Below are 13,293 nucleotides of genomic sequence, written 5' to 3' on the forward strand. Positions count from 1 at the left end.
GAGGCCAGCCGTTTAGCTGATGGGCACCTTGCGCAGGATGGCTTCAATCAGGTCCTGGGTGCGGATGCCGTCGGCTTCGGCTTCGTAGGTGAGCAGAATGCGGTGGTTGAGCACGTCGGCCGCCACCTCCTTGATGTCTTCGGGCAGCACGTAGTCGCGTCCTTCGAGGTAGGCCACGGCCTTGGAAGCGCGGTGCAGGGCAATGCTGGCGCGGGGGCTGGCCCCGAACTGCACGGCCTGGGCAAACTCGGGCAGGTCGTAGTCGGCGGGGCGGCGAGTGGCAAAAACCAGCTCGATGAGGTACTTCTCCAGCGTATCTGAAATCTGCACTTGGTTGATTTGCTGGCGGATGCCAAAGATATCGGCCTGCGTGAGCACCGGCTGCACGTCTTCTACGAAGCTGAGGTTGGCCATACGGCGCATTACCTCCAGTTCGTCGGCTTTCTTGAGGTAGTCGACGTGCACCTTCAGCATGAAGCGGTCGACCTGGGCCTCGGGCAGCGGGTAGGTGCCCTCCTGCTCCACGGGGTTTTGGGTGGCCAGCACCAGAAAGGGCAGGTCGAGCGGATAAGTGGTGTCGCCGATGGTGACCTGCTTTTCCTGCATGGCTTCGAGTAGGGCGCTCTGCACCTTGGCCGGCGAGCGGTTGATTTCGTCGGCCAGCACAAGGTTGGCGAAAATCGGCCCCTTCTTCACCTCGAAGATGGACTGGTTCTGGTTGTAAATCATGGTGCCTACCAGGTCGGAGGGCAGCAGGTCGGGCGTGAACTGCACCCGCTGAAAGTGCAGGTGCAGCACCTTGGCCAGCGTGGAGATGGTGAGCGTCTTGGCTAGGCCGGGCACCCCTTCGAGCAGGATGTGTCCGCCCGTGAACAGGCCGATGAGCAGGCGGCTGAGCAGGGGCTGCTGGCCCACCACCACTTTGCCCATCTCGGCAAACACCTGGCGAATGAGGGGATGATAATCGGCGGGGCCAGCCGCCGGCGCAGCAGCGTCGGAAGGAGAAAGCATGGGGTAGGGAAACAGGCGAAACAGCCGCCGCAAGGTAGGCACGCCGCCCGAGTAGCGCGCCACGCCCCCGCCCACCCGGTGTTTTTAGCTGCGTGGGCCAACTAAGCCAGCGGAGACCCGTAGGGAAAATGCCCCGTCAGGCCTTGCTTGACGGCCCGGGCACCAGCTGATAAATTAACACAGATAATACTCCCGGAAGGCTATATTTTAAAAACATTGTGATACATTTACCCCTCTGGTTGCCTTCGCATTTCACTTCACCTTCTCAACCCTAACGCATGAAATCATTTCTCCTAACTCGTTTGCTGCCAGCATTTACCATGGCACTGGCGTTTGCCGGAACCGTACTGGCCCAGGGCCCTGGCTCGGGTGGTCCCACGCCCGGCACACCCGCCGCCGAAGTGCCGCTGGATGGCGGGGCCTCGCTGCTGCTGGCCGGTGGGGTGGCCTACGGCCTCAAGCGCCTGCGCGACCGCCGCAAGAAATCCTAGCCTTTGTTTCAACACTGCCCGCAGTAGCCCGACGGCCTTTCCGACGAGAAAGGCCGTCTTTTTTTTGCGGCTTCGCAGCTGTTATCTTTCCTGCCTTATGCTACCTTCCGCCCCCGCCGCTGGCGCACCGCCCGACAATCGGCTGCTGTTTCGCTTTTTGCTTGTGGCCGTGGCCATGTATTTGGCGTGGTTTTTTGGCTATCAGCAGTGGCTGGGGCCCGACGGGCGCCTCGACGCCGCGCTGTGTGCCCAGATTACGCGCAGCAGCGTGGGCTTGCTGCAGGGGCTGGGTTTTGAGGCGGCCGTGAGCCCCTCCTCCCGCCAGCTGGTGCTGATGAGCGGCCAGCCCTCGGTGGTGGTGTACCCGCCCTGCAACGGGCTGGTGCTGTACGCGCTGTTTGGGGGCTTCGTGCTGGCGTTTCCGGGGCCGTGGCGGCGCAAGGCGTGGTTTATTCCGGCCGGCATGGCGCTCATTTGGGGGCTGAACGTGCTGCGCGTGGCCGCGCTGGCCATCAACCACCGCTACGCCCATTCGTCGCTCGAATTCAACCACCACTACACCTTCAACTTTGTGGTGTACGGCTGCATTTTTGGCCTCTGGATGCTGTGGGCCCGGCGCCTGGCCGTGGCGCCCAACGGCCCGGCCCATGACTGAGGCAGGGCTGACGCCGCGCAGCAACGGCGGCCGCTGGGTAGCGGTGGGCGCGCTGCTGGCTGCCCTGCTTCTGCTGGGCGTGTACGACGTGGCCGTGCTGAATTTCCTGACGAAATGGTGGCAGCGCGCCCTGGCCGCCGTGGGCCTGCGCCAGCAGCTGGAAGCCCTGCAGCAAGGCATCAGCGGGAGCGTGGTGAAGCGGCCGCTGCCGGCGGTGATGACTTATGCCGTGGGCTACCTGAGCGTTTGCCTGCTGCTACTGCGCCTGCTGCTGCCAGCGCCCGCGCAATGGCGGCTGGTGCTGCGGCTGTACGCGGGCACGCTGGCCGTGTACGTGGCGCTAGTGGTGCTGGGCAAGCTGGCCGGCGATGCCCAATGGGCCTACCGCCTCGGCCGGCAGCTACTCGATTTTGTGGTGAGCCCGCTGCCGGTGGCCGGGCTGTACGTGCTGCTGCGCTCAGGATTTGGGGCCAGGGCCAAGGCCTGAACGTGGTAAAGACGCGACACTTCGCGTCTCGGCGTCCGGGCGGCTGGCGTCGCTCGCCGGTAATCGTTCAGCGCTGAGACGCGAAGTGTTGCGTCTCTACATTGTGCTGGGGGCCTCTTTTTCGGCCTTTTTGCTAAAACAAACACTCGTTAGCTTTTTGGGTTATAGTAGCTATATTTGTAAGGTCGCCGATTGTTGCCTTTTAGGCAATGGCTGGACGACCTTCTGCTCTCGCCCTCACTGCTCATCCCATCCCACCCATGAGCCAGTTTCACAAACTCAAAATCAAGAACATTCGGCGCGAAACGCCCGACTGCGTTTCGCTGGCGTTTGACGTGCCGGCCGAGCTGCGCGAGGCTTTCCGCTACACGCCCGGGCAGTACCTCACCCTGCGCCGCGAGCATAATGGCGAGGAGCTGCGACGCTCCTATTCCATTTGCAGCAGCCCGCTGGACGACGAATGGCGCGTGGCTATCAAGAAAGTACCCGAGGGCCGCTTCTCCACCCTGGCCGTGGATGGCCTGCACGCGGGCGACACCCTCGACGTGATGCCGCCGCAGGGCCGCTTCTCCCCCAGCCTGCACCCCACGCAGGCCAAGCGCTACGCGCTATTTGCCGCCGGCAGCGGCATCACGCCCATTCTGAGCATTGCCAAAACGGTGTTGCTCACCGAGCCCGGCAGCCATGTGTACTTGGTATATGGCAACCGCGGCCGCAACTCCATCATCTTCAAGGAAGCCATTGAAGGGCTGAAGAATAAATTTCTGAACCGGCTGAGCGTGTACCATGTGCTGAGCCGCGAGCAGGGCGACAGCGAGTTGTTTTTCGGCCGCCTCGGCTACGCCAAAGCGGCCGAATTTCTGCAAAAAATTGTGCCCGCGGACCGGCTCGATGAGGCGTTCATCTGCGGACCCGAGGAGATGATTCACGGCGTGAAGCAGGCCCTAACGGAAGCCGGGGTGGCCAGCGACAAGATTCACTTTGAGTTGTTTGCCTCCACCAGCAGCCCGGCCAATGCCAGGGCAACCGCGCCGCGCCCAATGGGCGACGACGACCAGAAAAGCCAGGTAACGGTGCAGCTCGACGGCCGCGCCTACCCGCTGGCCATGTCGTACTACGGCGACACGGTGCTCGATGCCCTGCTGGCCATTGGGGTGGATGCGCCCTATTCCTGCAAAAACGGCATGTGCAGCACCTGCCGCGCCCGCGTCACGGCCGGCACGGCCGAGATGGACGTAAACTATTCGCTGTCCGATACCGAAGTGGCCAAGGGCTACGTACTTACTTGCCAGGCCCGGCCCACTACGCCGGAGGTTACGGTCGACTTCGACCAATAGCCACTTCTCTTTCTTTCAACTAAATCCCACCCCGTCCCATGGAAACGCTCGAACAAGTCCTCACCCCGGAAGAACAGTTTCAGGCCCGCATCGATGCCGACGTGCGCATCGAGCCCAAGGACTGGATGCCGGAGGCGTACCGCAAAACCCTCATTCGCCAGATTTCGCAGCACGCCCACTCCGAACTGGTGGGCATGCTGCCCGAAGGCAACTGGATTACCCGCGCCCCTTCGCTGAAGCGCAAGTCCATTTTGCTGGCCAAGGTGCAGGACGAAGCCGGCCACGGCCTCTACCTCTACAGCGCCGCCGAAACCCTCGGCACCACCCGCGACCAGATGCTGGCCGACCTGCACTCGGGCAAGGCCAAGTACAGCAGCATCTTCAACTACCCCACCCTCAGCTGGGCCGATATGGGCTGCGTGGGCTGGCTGGTGGACGGCGCCGCCATTCTGAACCAAGTGCCGCTATGCCGCACCAGCTACGGCCCCTATGCCCGGGCCATGGTGCGCGTGTGCAAGGAAGAAAGCTTCCACCAGCGCCAAGGTTTTGAGGTGATGCAGACGCTGTGCGAGGGGGCGCCTGAGCAGAAAGCCATGGCCCAGGAAGCCCTCAACCGCTGGTGGTGGCCCACGCTGATGATGTTCGGCCCGAAAGATGCCGACTCGCCCAACACCGAGCAAAGCATGAAGTGGCGCATCAAGCGCTTCACCAACGACGAACTGCGCCAGAAATTCGTGGACATGATGGTGCCCCAGGCCGAGTTTCTGGGCCTTACCGTGCCCGATGAAAAGGTGAGGTGGAACGAGGCCCGTCAGGCCTACGATTTCGGCGAAGTGAACTGGGACGAGTTCTGGGCCGTGGTGAAAGGCAACGGCCTCTGCAACCACGAGCGCCTGCAGGCTCGCGTGGATGCCCACGAAGAAGGTGCTTGGGTACGCGAAGCCGCCAATGCCCACGCGGCCAAGCGCGCGGCGCGGGAGGCAGTGGCGGCTTAGGTATTTAAGAAGAAAAACGTCATGCAGAGCGTAGCGAAGCATCTCGCGCGCTTCGTTGCAATAGTATTGGTTAGTGCTGCACGCGAGATGCTTCGCTGCGCTCTGCATGACAACGAACAAAATTATGAACCAATCCGAATGGCCTCTGTGGGAGGTTTTCATCCGCAGCAAGCAGGGGCTTGACCACAAGCACGTGGGCAGCCTGCATGCCGCCGACGCCACCATGGCCGTGCAAAACGCCCGCGACGTGTACACGCGCCGTCTCGAAGGCGTGAGCATCTGGGTGGTGGAGTCGAAGCACATCCACGCTTCCAATCCCGACGACTCGGAGGCCTTCTTCGACCCGGCGGCCGACAAAGTGTACCGGCACCCCACGTTTTACGAGGTGCCGGATTCCATCAAACACATGTAATTGCCATGCTGCCGCAAAACGACTCCCGCGTGGCCGCTGCCACACCGGCCACCGCCCCGGGCCCGCTCTTTCCCTTCGTGTTGCAACTGGCCGACACCAGCCTGATTCTGGCGCACCGCCTTTCGGAGTGGTGCGGGCACGGCCCCGTGCTGGAGCAGGACTTGGCCATGGCCAACATCGCGCTGGACCTGCTGGGCGAGGCGCGCAGCTACTATCAGTATGCTGCCGAGCTGGAGGGCCAGGGCCGCACCGAAGACGACCTGGCGTACCTGCGCAGCGCCGTGGAATACCGCAACCCGCTGCTGGTGGAACAGCCCAATAATGACTTTGCGCACACCATCCTGCGGCAGTTTCTGTTTGATAATTTCCACTACCACTTGCTGAAGGCGCTGCTCACCTGCCCCGATACGCAGCTGGCCGCTATTGCCGAGAAGTCGGTGAAGGAGGCATCCTACCACCTCAAGTGGAGCTCGGAATGGGTGATTCGCCTCGGCGATGGCACGCCCGAGAGCCGGCAGCGTCTGGAGAAGTCCATTGCTACGCTCTGGCGCTTTGGCGAGGAATTGACCACGCCTACGGCGGCCGAAAAAGAGTTGCAGGAAGTGGGCGTGCTGCCTGACTACGGCGCGCTGCGGCCCGCCATGCAGGCACACACCGAGTATGTATTTGCCGAGGCTACGCTGCCACTGCCGGGCCCGGTGTTTGGGCAGCAGGGTGGCAAAACAGGCCGCCACACCGAGCATTTAGGCTATCTGCTTTCGGAGTTGCAGTACATGCAGCGCACTTACCCCGGCCTGAAATGGTAATAGCCCCCGCTCCCACCGAAGCCCACATCTGGCAATTGCTGGAAGAAGTGAGCGACCCCGAAGTGCCGGTGCTCAGCATCTTGGACCTGGGCATCGTGCGCGGGGTGGCAGTGGCGGGCGACCAGATTACCGTGACCATCACGCCCACCTACTCGGGCTGCCCGGCCATGAACGTCATTGCCACCGAAATCCGGCTGCGCCTGCTGGCCGAAGGCTACCAAAACGTGCTGATTCACAACCAGCTGAGTCCAGCCTGGACGACGGACTGGATGAGCCAGGCCGGCCGCGAGAAGCTGGAAGCCTACGGCATTGCCCCGCCCGTAGACGGCACCGCCACTGGCCATGTACTCAACCTCTTCGGCAAAGACACGGCCGTGCGCTGCCCCGTGTGCAAGTCGACGCACACCCACCTGGTCAGCCAGTTTGGCTCCACGGCCTGCAAGGCGCACTACCAGTGCGACGACTGCCTGGAGCCATTCGACTACTTTAAATGCCATAACTAGCCTGAACGCATGACAATTGGAATTATCGGCAGCGGAGCCATGGGCGCGGGCATTGCGCAAGTAGTGGCCGTGGCCGGCCACGACGTGTATTTGCTCGACCAAAGCGCCACGGCGCTGGAAAAAGCCACCGCCGGCATTACCAGCACCCTGCGCAAGCTGGCCGAGAAAGGCAAGATGCCGGCTGACGCCGCCGAAGCCGCCGTGGCCCGCCTGCGTCCCACCACCGACATGCAGGATTTTGCCGGTTGCGGCCTGGTGCTCGAAGCCATTGTGGAAGAGCTGGCGGTGAAGCAGCAGGTGTTCCGGCAGGTGGAGGCAGTGGTGTCGGCCGACTGCATCTTGGCCAGCAACACCTCGTCGCTTTCCATTGCTTCCATCGCAGCGGCCTGCCAGCGGCCGGAGCGGTTTGTGGGCATTCATTTTTTCAACCCGGCCCCGCTCATGGCGCTGGTCGAAATCATTCCGGCGGTGCAAACACGTGAGGGGCTGGCCGAAGAAGTTCGCAGCCTGGTGCAGAGCTGGGGCAAGCTGCCGGTGCTGGCCAAGGACACGCCCGGCTTCATCGTGAACCGCGTGGCGCGACCCTTTTATGGCGAGGCCATTCGCCTGCTGGAAGAAGGCGTGGCCGACATGGCCACCATCGACTGGGCCCTGACCGAGCTGGGCGGCTTCCGCATGGGCCCCTTTGCCCTCATGGATTTCATCGGCCACGACGTAAACTACCGCGTCACGGAATCCGTCTTCACCTCCTTCTTTTTTGACCCGCGCTTCAAGCCGTCTTTCACCCAGAAGCGCCTGTTTGAAGCCGGCTACTACGGCCGCAAGTCGGGCCGCGGCTTCTACAGCTACGCGCCCGACGCCGTGCCGCCCGAGCCAACCCGCGACGAGCAGCTGGGCCGCGAAATCCTGAACCGCGTGCTGGCCATGCTCATCAACGAAGCCGTGGACGCGCTGGCCCTCAACGTAGCCTCAAAGGAAGACCTGGAGCTGGCCATGACCAAGGGCGTGAACTACCCCAAAGGCCTGCTGGCCTGGGCCGATGAGTTGGGTCTGCCGCAGGTGCTCGGCACGCTCGATGCGCTGTACGAGGAGTACCACGAGGACCGGTACCGCGCCAGCCCGCTGCTGCGCCGCATGGTGCGGGCCGGGCAGACGTTTGCCAGCCGGTAGCACCGCCGCTCACGGCAGCAGCCGGATGATGAAATTCTTGAGCGGGTTCTTTTTGATGATGGTGACCAGCTGGCCGTTGGCGTACTGGTACTCGTCTTCACGGCCGTCGCGCAGGGCGCGGGTGGTGCCGTCCTTGTTGCGGCTCAGAGCGAAGTAATCGCCGAAATACTCCGCGAAAGCGCGGGGTTGGCCAGCGGGCTCCGCAAAGAACAGATTGGTGACGGCGTAGCGGATGGGCTGCGTCTCGGTGGCCTCGTAGTGGTGCTTGTACTGGTCGGCCAGGATGGCGTAATGGTCGCCCTTCCACTCGGTGCGCGAGGTAAAGTCGCCTTGGTTGGTGTGCGCTTCCACGGTAGAGAGCAGCAACTGGCCGTTGCGGAAGCGGTTCATTACCTGATAGTAAATCTTCAGGTGATAAAACAGAAAATTGACTTTCACGTCGCTCACCAGCGTGTACACCTGCTCCGGGCCCACGGGCGGCTGGCGCGTGGCCGTCATGGTGCCCACGCGCACGCCGGCCACTTCGATGGCGTAGCGGCGCGTTTCGGTGGCGCCGGGCTTGACAGCCTGCGCGGCGGCGGCCACGGGCAGCGCACAGAGCCAAAGCAGCACGAGGAGTTGGTGCATCGCAGTGAACCTAAAAAAACGTCATGCTGAGCGCAGTCGAAGCATCTCTACTACGCAACTAATTCCTGCGTGCGGTTGAGATGCTTCGACCAGCTCAGCATGACGTTCTATTGAGACAATAGCAAAGCTGCTGACTAGCAGCAGCCGCCACCGTCGTAGTGGTAAGTGGAGGGCGACACGAAGATGTCGTCGCGGCCCAGGGCCAGCAGGGCGCCGGCCGTTTTGTCGCACACGGCCAGGGGCTGGTTGGCCAGTAGCACGTGGCCTTTCTGGTCATCGAAGTATTCTTCGCCGCCGTAGTAGATGGCGGTGCGGCCCGTGAAAATGCAGGGCCCATCGGCCGGCATGGGGTCTTTGATGGCGCACACTTCCACGCTTTCGATGTAGATGAGCTCATCGGTGGCGTAGTGGCCGGGGGCCAGCACGCGGTAGGCCCGCCGGGCGCGCACTTCCACCGTGCCGAAGCCGACTTCGGTAATCATGTCGAGGTACTCCTGCAGGGGCAGCGAGCCGGTGAGGCAAAGGGCCCGCAGGCGCTCATCGGCGCGTAGCGCGTCGCTCATGGGCTGCTCGCAAGTGGGGTCCGACATCACGAGGCGGCCGTGGGGCCTGAGCACGCGGTAGGTTTCCTGCAGGGCGCGCTTGAGGTCGTCGGCTTTGAAGATGTTGAAGAGGCAGTTTTGGGCGGCCACGTCCACGCTTTCGTCGGCCACGGGCAGGCCGAGGGCGTCACCCGAGCGCAGGTCGATGAACTCGCGACTGAACCAGTCGTTTTCCTGCTCGGCGGTAAGCATATTTTCGCGGGAAGCCTCCAGCATTTCCTCCACCACGTCCACGCCAATCACGGCGCCGGGGCGGCGGCTGAAGTAGGCAAACTGGAGCAGCTCCATGCCGCCGCCCACGCCCACGTAGAGCACGGTGGGGCTGTTGGTGAGGTCGCGCGGGTTCACGGTGCTGCCGCAGCCGTAGTTCATGGCCAGCATGCGCTTGGGAATGCTCAGGCCGGGCAGCTGCCACACGGGGTTTGTGGTGCAGCACAGGCCAACCTGCGGCTCCTGGGCCGCCTGGCGGTACACGTCGGCGGTGGTATCGAGGTAACTCATTCTTGAGATGCAGGCCTGGGTTGAGGTGTCGATTTATTGCTGATTCAGCTTCCAGTTATAGTCCAGGTAGCTGATGGGCGTTTTTTCGTCAATCTTGGTGGTCGAGTACTTGTTCACCCACTTCGCCACCGACTGGCCGTTTTTGGTCCAGTCGCCCTTGTACCAGTCGAAGTACTTGGAGAGCTGGGCGCTGCCTTTGCCAATCTTGTTTTTGGCCGGATTGTTTAGGAAGTCGCGGCCCTGGTCGTCGAGCTGGCTGTCCAGCTTGGCGGCGGTGTAGGCCTCGTTGCGCAGGCGGGGGCAGCTCATGGAGGCGCACACTAGCGCAAAGTGAATGCGCGGGTCGTCATACTTCTTGCGCAGAATGCCGTGCTCGATGTTGTCGAGGCTCATCTTTTCGCCGCCGATGCGAAAGAACTTATCGGCCCACGGCGTATTTACGAACGGAATCTTGATTTTCGAGCCAATGTCCTTGATGCTTTCCAGCGGGTAATGATTCAGGATGGTTTTAATGGTAAACGCGTTGTAAGCATTTATCCAGTAAGCCATTTGCTCCTGCTTACTCCAGCTGCTGGCCGGCGCGTTCTTGCTGAGCAGGTCAAGGTATTGGTCGAAGACGGCCTGGTCGGCCTTGAAGCCTTTGTAGTCAACCAGCCCTTTGGCGTTGACGTGCTTTTTCAGTAGCTTGTCGAAAGCCGAATGGTCGACGGCGGCCGGGGCGGCAACGGCCGGATGAGCAGCGGCCAGGGCCGGGGCCGGAGCAGCCGCGCTGGCCACGAGCACAGCAGCGGCCAACAGGGAAAAGAAGGCTTTTTTCATGAAACGGGATGTTGTCGGGAATATACGGCGGTGGCTGTCTTTTAAGATTGACGCGGGCCAAACTCTAACCTGACGAGCTTACGTAAGCAGAGAAATTGGTTGCCCTGGCGGCCACCCGGTAGCAGCCCGTCGCTTTCTACTTTGCTTAAAAAGCCGGAAGTTGCGCCTTCTTCCTTTCCGCCCATGACTTTTAGCGTTATCGTTCCCACCTACAACGAAGCCCCCGGCATTGCCCGCCTCGTGGCCGCCCTGCGCCGGCACGCCCCGGCCGGCGAGGTGGAAATATTGGTGGTGGACGCCCACAGCCCCGACGGCACCGCCGAGCTGGCCCGTCAGGCCGGCGCCACCGTGCTGCTCAGCCCCAAGCCCGGCCGGGCCGCCCAAATGAATTTCGGCGCCGCCCAGGCCACCGGCGACATCCTCTACTTCGTGCACGCCGACGTGGGCATTCACCCCGACTACGTGGCCACCATCCGGCAGGCCGTGGCGGCGGGCCACGAAGCCGGCTGCTACCGCTTTCGGTTCGACTCGCGGCACCCGCTGCTGCGCATCAACAGCTACGGCACCCGTTTCAAAGGCATCATGAGCCGCGGCGGCGACCAGACCCTGTTCATCACCAAAGCTTTGTTTCAGCGGCTGGGCGGGTTCAATGAGCGGTTTGTCATCATGGAGGATTTTGAAATCATCCGGCGCATCCGGCGGGTGGCCTCGTTCTACATCGTGCCGCAGGACGTAGTGGTATCGGCCCGGAAATACGAAACCAACAGCTGGTTGCGCGTGCAGCTGGCCAACCTCACGGCCTTCGCCATGTTCTTCCTGAACGTGCCGCCGCCGCGCATTGCGCGCACCTACAAGGCCCTGCTCAACTACCGCTGATGCCGGGCCGCGTACTTGTGACGGGCGCCAATGGCTTCCTGGGCCGCCACATGGTGCAGGAGCTGGTGGCGCGCGGCCACGCCGTGCGGGCGCTGCTGCGGCCCGGCACCGCGCCGCCTTTCCCGGCGGCGTGGGCGGTGGAGTATTGCGAAGAAGACCTGGCCCGGCCCGTTAATATTTCCCATTTGACCAGCCTGGCCAACGGTTGCGAATCCATTATTCACGCGGCAGCATTGGCCCAAGTAAATCCTGCCCGAAATCCGGAGGTGGTGCTTGCCAACATTGGCGGCACCGAAAACGCGCTGCGCATGGCCCGCAAAGCCGACGTGAGCCGTTTTGTGTACGTGGGCACGGCCAACGTTTTCGGCTTTGGTACAAAAAGCCGTCCCGGCGATGAAACCCGGCCCTACGCTGGCCAGCGCTATGGCCTCGACTACATGGACAGCAAAGTGACATGCACCAAAATGCTGTTACGCGCCGTCCAGCAAGAGCACCTGCCCGCCGTGCTGGTGCATCCCACCTTCATGCTGGGGCCGGGCGATGCCAAGCCAACCTCCAACGCGCTGCTGCTGGAGCTGTACCACGGCCGCCTGCCCGGCTACCCGCCCGGCGGCAAAAACTACGTGCACGTGCGCGACGTGGCCGTGGCCACCGTCAACGCCCTGACCATGGGCCGCGTGGGCGAGTCTTACATTTTAGGCAACGAAAACTTGAGCTACCGTGAAGCTTTTGCGCTGATAGCCGGTTGTTTGCAGGTGAAAGCACCGCGTTGGCCCATTCCGCCGGGCCTGGCCACAATCTATGGGCAGCTCTGCGACGTAAAGAGTAGGCTGACCGGCCGCCCGGCCCAGCTAAACGCCGCCATGGCTGCCGTGGCCAACGATGGCCATTACTTTACCGCTCACAAGGCCCGCGCCGAACTGGCCCTGCCCCAAACACCCATCACCCAAGCCGTTGTCGAAGCTTTTGACTGGTTTAAAGCCCACCGCTATGTTTAAGGACGCTCCGGCGCCCGAAGCCGCGCCCGCGCCCGAGCAGTTTCGCGCCTGGGCACCGGTGGACCTCACCGGCCCATTTGCCGGCCAGGTGGCCATTGTCACGGGTTCCGAATCGGGCATTGGCCGCGAAACCGCCCGCCTGCTCTGCGAGCAGGGCGCCGCCGTGGTGCTCAACGGCCGCAACGCCGAGCGCCTGGAGCAAACCCGCGCCGCGCTGCAGGCCGCCGGCCACTCGGTGGCCAGCTGCGTGGCCGACGTGACCGATTACGAGGCCTGCGAACAGCTCATCAACACGGCCATCGAAGCATTCGGCCGCCTCGACGTGCTGGTGACCAACGCCAGCATCTCGCAGCGCGCCTACTTCGCTGACATGCAGCCCGAGGTATTCCGGCAGGTGCTCGACAGCAACGTGTACGGCACGGTGTACCCGCTGAAAGCCGCCCTGCCCTACCTGATAAAGGCCCGGGGCAGCGTCACGTTCATTTCCTCCATTTCGGCCCTGAACGGCATGCCCAGCGGCTCGGCCTACTGCGCGGGCAAGGCGGCGGTGGCCAACCTGGCCCACACGCTGCGGTTGGAGCTGGCCCACACCGGCATCCATTTCGGAGTAGTACACATCGGCTTCACCCAAAACGACCCAGAAAAGCGCGTGCTGGCCGCCAACGGGCAGCCCGTGCCCATTGCACACCGCCCGCCGCGCTGGCAAAAAAGCCAAGCGGAGGTGGCCGCCATTATTCTGCGCCACATCCGGCGGCGGCGGCAGCGCACGGTGATTTCGGCCCTGGGCCGGCTCATTGTGCTGGTGCACACCTATTTCCCGCGGCTCGGCGATTGGGTGGTGCAAACCACCATGCGCCGGATGCGGCATTTTTATGAATGACGCGGCGGTAAATCTGCGCCTTCCTGCTTTCTCGTAAAGTCTCTTGGCGGCTTCGGCCTGCCGTAACTTGTCACTATTCGCGCGGCTGGGCTGTTGCTTGGTCGTCTTTCTCTTTATTGCCCT

Annotated in this window: 16 protein-coding genes; 12 read left to right on the plus strand and 4 right to left on the minus strand. The window is 62.8% G+C overall.

Features of this window, described 5'->3' with window-relative positions; all coding sequences use genetic code 11:
• Positions 1-12: 12 nt before the first annotated feature.
• Positions 13-1,011 carry a MoxR family ATPase gene (locus tag MUN81_RS20640; RefSeq protein ID WP_245113961.1) on the minus strand — a complete coding sequence of 333 codons (999 nt, stop codon included), beginning with the start codon at positions 1,009-1,011 and terminating at the stop codon, positions 13-15.
• Between the two features lie 278 nt (positions 1,012-1,289).
• Between MUN81_RS20640 and MUN81_RS20645 the strand changes: the two genes are divergently transcribed.
• The 9 genes from MUN81_RS20645 (at position 1,290) to MUN81_RS20685 (ending at position 7,867) form a co-directional block, all read left to right on the plus strand.
• On the plus strand, positions 1,290-1,502 hold the full coding sequence (locus MUN81_RS20645) for a hypothetical protein (RefSeq protein ID WP_245113962.1): 213 nt from the start codon (positions 1,290-1,292) through the stop codon (positions 1,500-1,502).
• 97 nt (positions 1,503-1,599) lie between these two features.
• Positions 1,600-2,157, plus strand: coding sequence for an archaeosortase/exosortase family protein (locus MUN81_RS20650; RefSeq protein ID WP_245113963.1), 558 nt, complete (start codon positions 1,600-1,602; stop codon positions 2,155-2,157).
• Positions 2,150-2,644, plus strand: a complete 495-nt coding sequence (locus MUN81_RS20655; RefSeq protein ID WP_245113964.1) for a hypothetical protein — start codon at positions 2,150-2,152, stop codon at positions 2,642-2,644. Before MUN81_RS20650 ends, MUN81_RS20655 begins: the two co-directional genes overlap by 8 nt.
• Positions 2,645-2,904: 260 nt before the next feature.
• Positions 2,905-3,981: a 1,2-phenylacetyl-CoA epoxidase subunit PaaE gene (gene paaE, locus MUN81_RS20660; RefSeq protein WP_245113965.1), complete on the plus strand. Its 1,077-nt coding sequence runs from the start codon at positions 2,905-2,907 to the stop codon at positions 3,979-3,981.
• Positions 3,982-4,019: 38 nt separating this feature from the next.
• Positions 4,020-4,976 carry a 1,2-phenylacetyl-CoA epoxidase subunit PaaA gene (gene paaA / locus MUN81_RS20665; RefSeq protein ID WP_245113966.1) on the plus strand — a complete coding sequence of 319 codons (957 nt, stop codon included), beginning with the start codon at positions 4,020-4,022 and terminating at the stop codon, positions 4,974-4,976.
• Between the two features lie 124 nt (positions 4,977-5,100).
• On the plus strand, positions 5,101-5,388 hold the full coding sequence (gene paaB, locus MUN81_RS20670; RefSeq protein WP_190928204.1) for a 1,2-phenylacetyl-CoA epoxidase subunit PaaB: 288 nt from the start codon (positions 5,101-5,103) through the stop codon (positions 5,386-5,388).
• 5 nt (positions 5,389-5,393) lie between these two features.
• Positions 5,394-6,194: a 1,2-phenylacetyl-CoA epoxidase subunit PaaC gene (paaC, locus tag MUN81_RS20675; RefSeq protein ID WP_245113967.1), complete on the plus strand. Its 801-nt coding sequence runs from the start codon at positions 5,394-5,396 to the stop codon at positions 6,192-6,194.
• Positions 6,188-6,697 carry a 1,2-phenylacetyl-CoA epoxidase subunit PaaD gene (gene paaD / locus MUN81_RS20680; RefSeq protein ID WP_245113968.1) on the plus strand — a complete coding sequence of 170 codons (510 nt, stop codon included), beginning with the start codon at positions 6,188-6,190 and terminating at the stop codon, positions 6,695-6,697. The genes paaC and paaD overlap by 7 nt, the downstream gene beginning before the upstream one ends.
• 9 nt (positions 6,698-6,706) lie before the next feature.
• Positions 6,707-7,867, plus strand: a complete 1,161-nt coding sequence (locus MUN81_RS20685) for a 3-hydroxyacyl-CoA dehydrogenase NAD-binding domain-containing protein (protein WP_245113969.1) — start codon at positions 6,707-6,709, stop codon at positions 7,865-7,867.
• 9 nt (positions 7,868-7,876) lie between these two features.
• Here the strand turns inward: MUN81_RS20685 and MUN81_RS20690 are convergent, their stop codons facing one another.
• The 3 genes from MUN81_RS20690 to MUN81_RS20700 all read right to left on the minus strand — a co-directional run bounded on the left by MUN81_RS20690 (position 7,877) and on the right by MUN81_RS20700 (position 10,416).
• The gene (locus MUN81_RS20690) at positions 7,877-8,494 is read right to left on the minus strand and encodes a DUF6134 family protein (protein ID WP_245113970.1); all 618 of its coding nucleotides are present in this window, start codon (positions 8,492-8,494) and stop codon (positions 7,877-7,879) included.
• 134 nt (positions 8,495-8,628) lie between these two features.
• A complete protein-coding gene (gene arsM, locus MUN81_RS20695; protein WP_245113971.1) occupies positions 8,629-9,597 on the minus strand; it encodes an arsenosugar biosynthesis arsenite methyltransferase ArsM in 969 nt (322 codons plus the stop codon).
• 33 nt (positions 9,598-9,630) lie between these two features.
• A complete protein-coding gene (locus MUN81_RS20700; protein WP_245113972.1) occupies positions 9,631-10,416 on the minus strand; it encodes a DUF547 domain-containing protein in 786 nt (261 codons plus the stop codon).
• A gap of 183 nt (positions 10,417-10,599) precedes the next feature.
• On the opposite strand from MUN81_RS20700, the gene MUN81_RS20705 reads away from it, so the two are divergent.
• The 3 genes from MUN81_RS20705 to MUN81_RS20715 are packed head-to-tail and all read left to right on the plus strand — an operon-like array spanning position 10,600 to position 13,170.
• Positions 10,600-11,292, plus strand: a complete 693-nt coding sequence (locus tag MUN81_RS20705) for a TIGR04283 family arsenosugar biosynthesis glycosyltransferase (protein ID WP_245113973.1) — start codon at positions 10,600-10,602, stop codon at positions 11,290-11,292.
• Positions 11,292-12,290 carry an NAD-dependent epimerase/dehydratase family protein gene (locus MUN81_RS20710; RefSeq protein ID WP_245113974.1) on the plus strand — a complete coding sequence of 333 codons (999 nt, stop codon included), beginning with the start codon at positions 11,292-11,294 and terminating at the stop codon, positions 12,288-12,290. The genes MUN81_RS20705 and MUN81_RS20710 overlap by 1 nt, the downstream gene beginning before the upstream one ends.
• Complete coding sequence (locus tag MUN81_RS20715) at positions 12,283-13,170, plus strand: SDR family oxidoreductase (RefSeq protein WP_245113975.1); 888 nt, start codon at positions 12,283-12,285, stop codon at positions 13,168-13,170. Before MUN81_RS20710 ends, MUN81_RS20715 begins: the two co-directional genes overlap by 8 nt.
• The last annotated feature ends 123 nt before the right edge of the window (positions 13,171-13,293 follow it).

The organism is Hymenobacter sp. 5317J-9, assembly GCF_022921075.1.
Taxonomy (GTDB): Bacteria; Bacteroidota; Bacteroidia; order Cytophagales; family Hymenobacteraceae; genus Hymenobacter.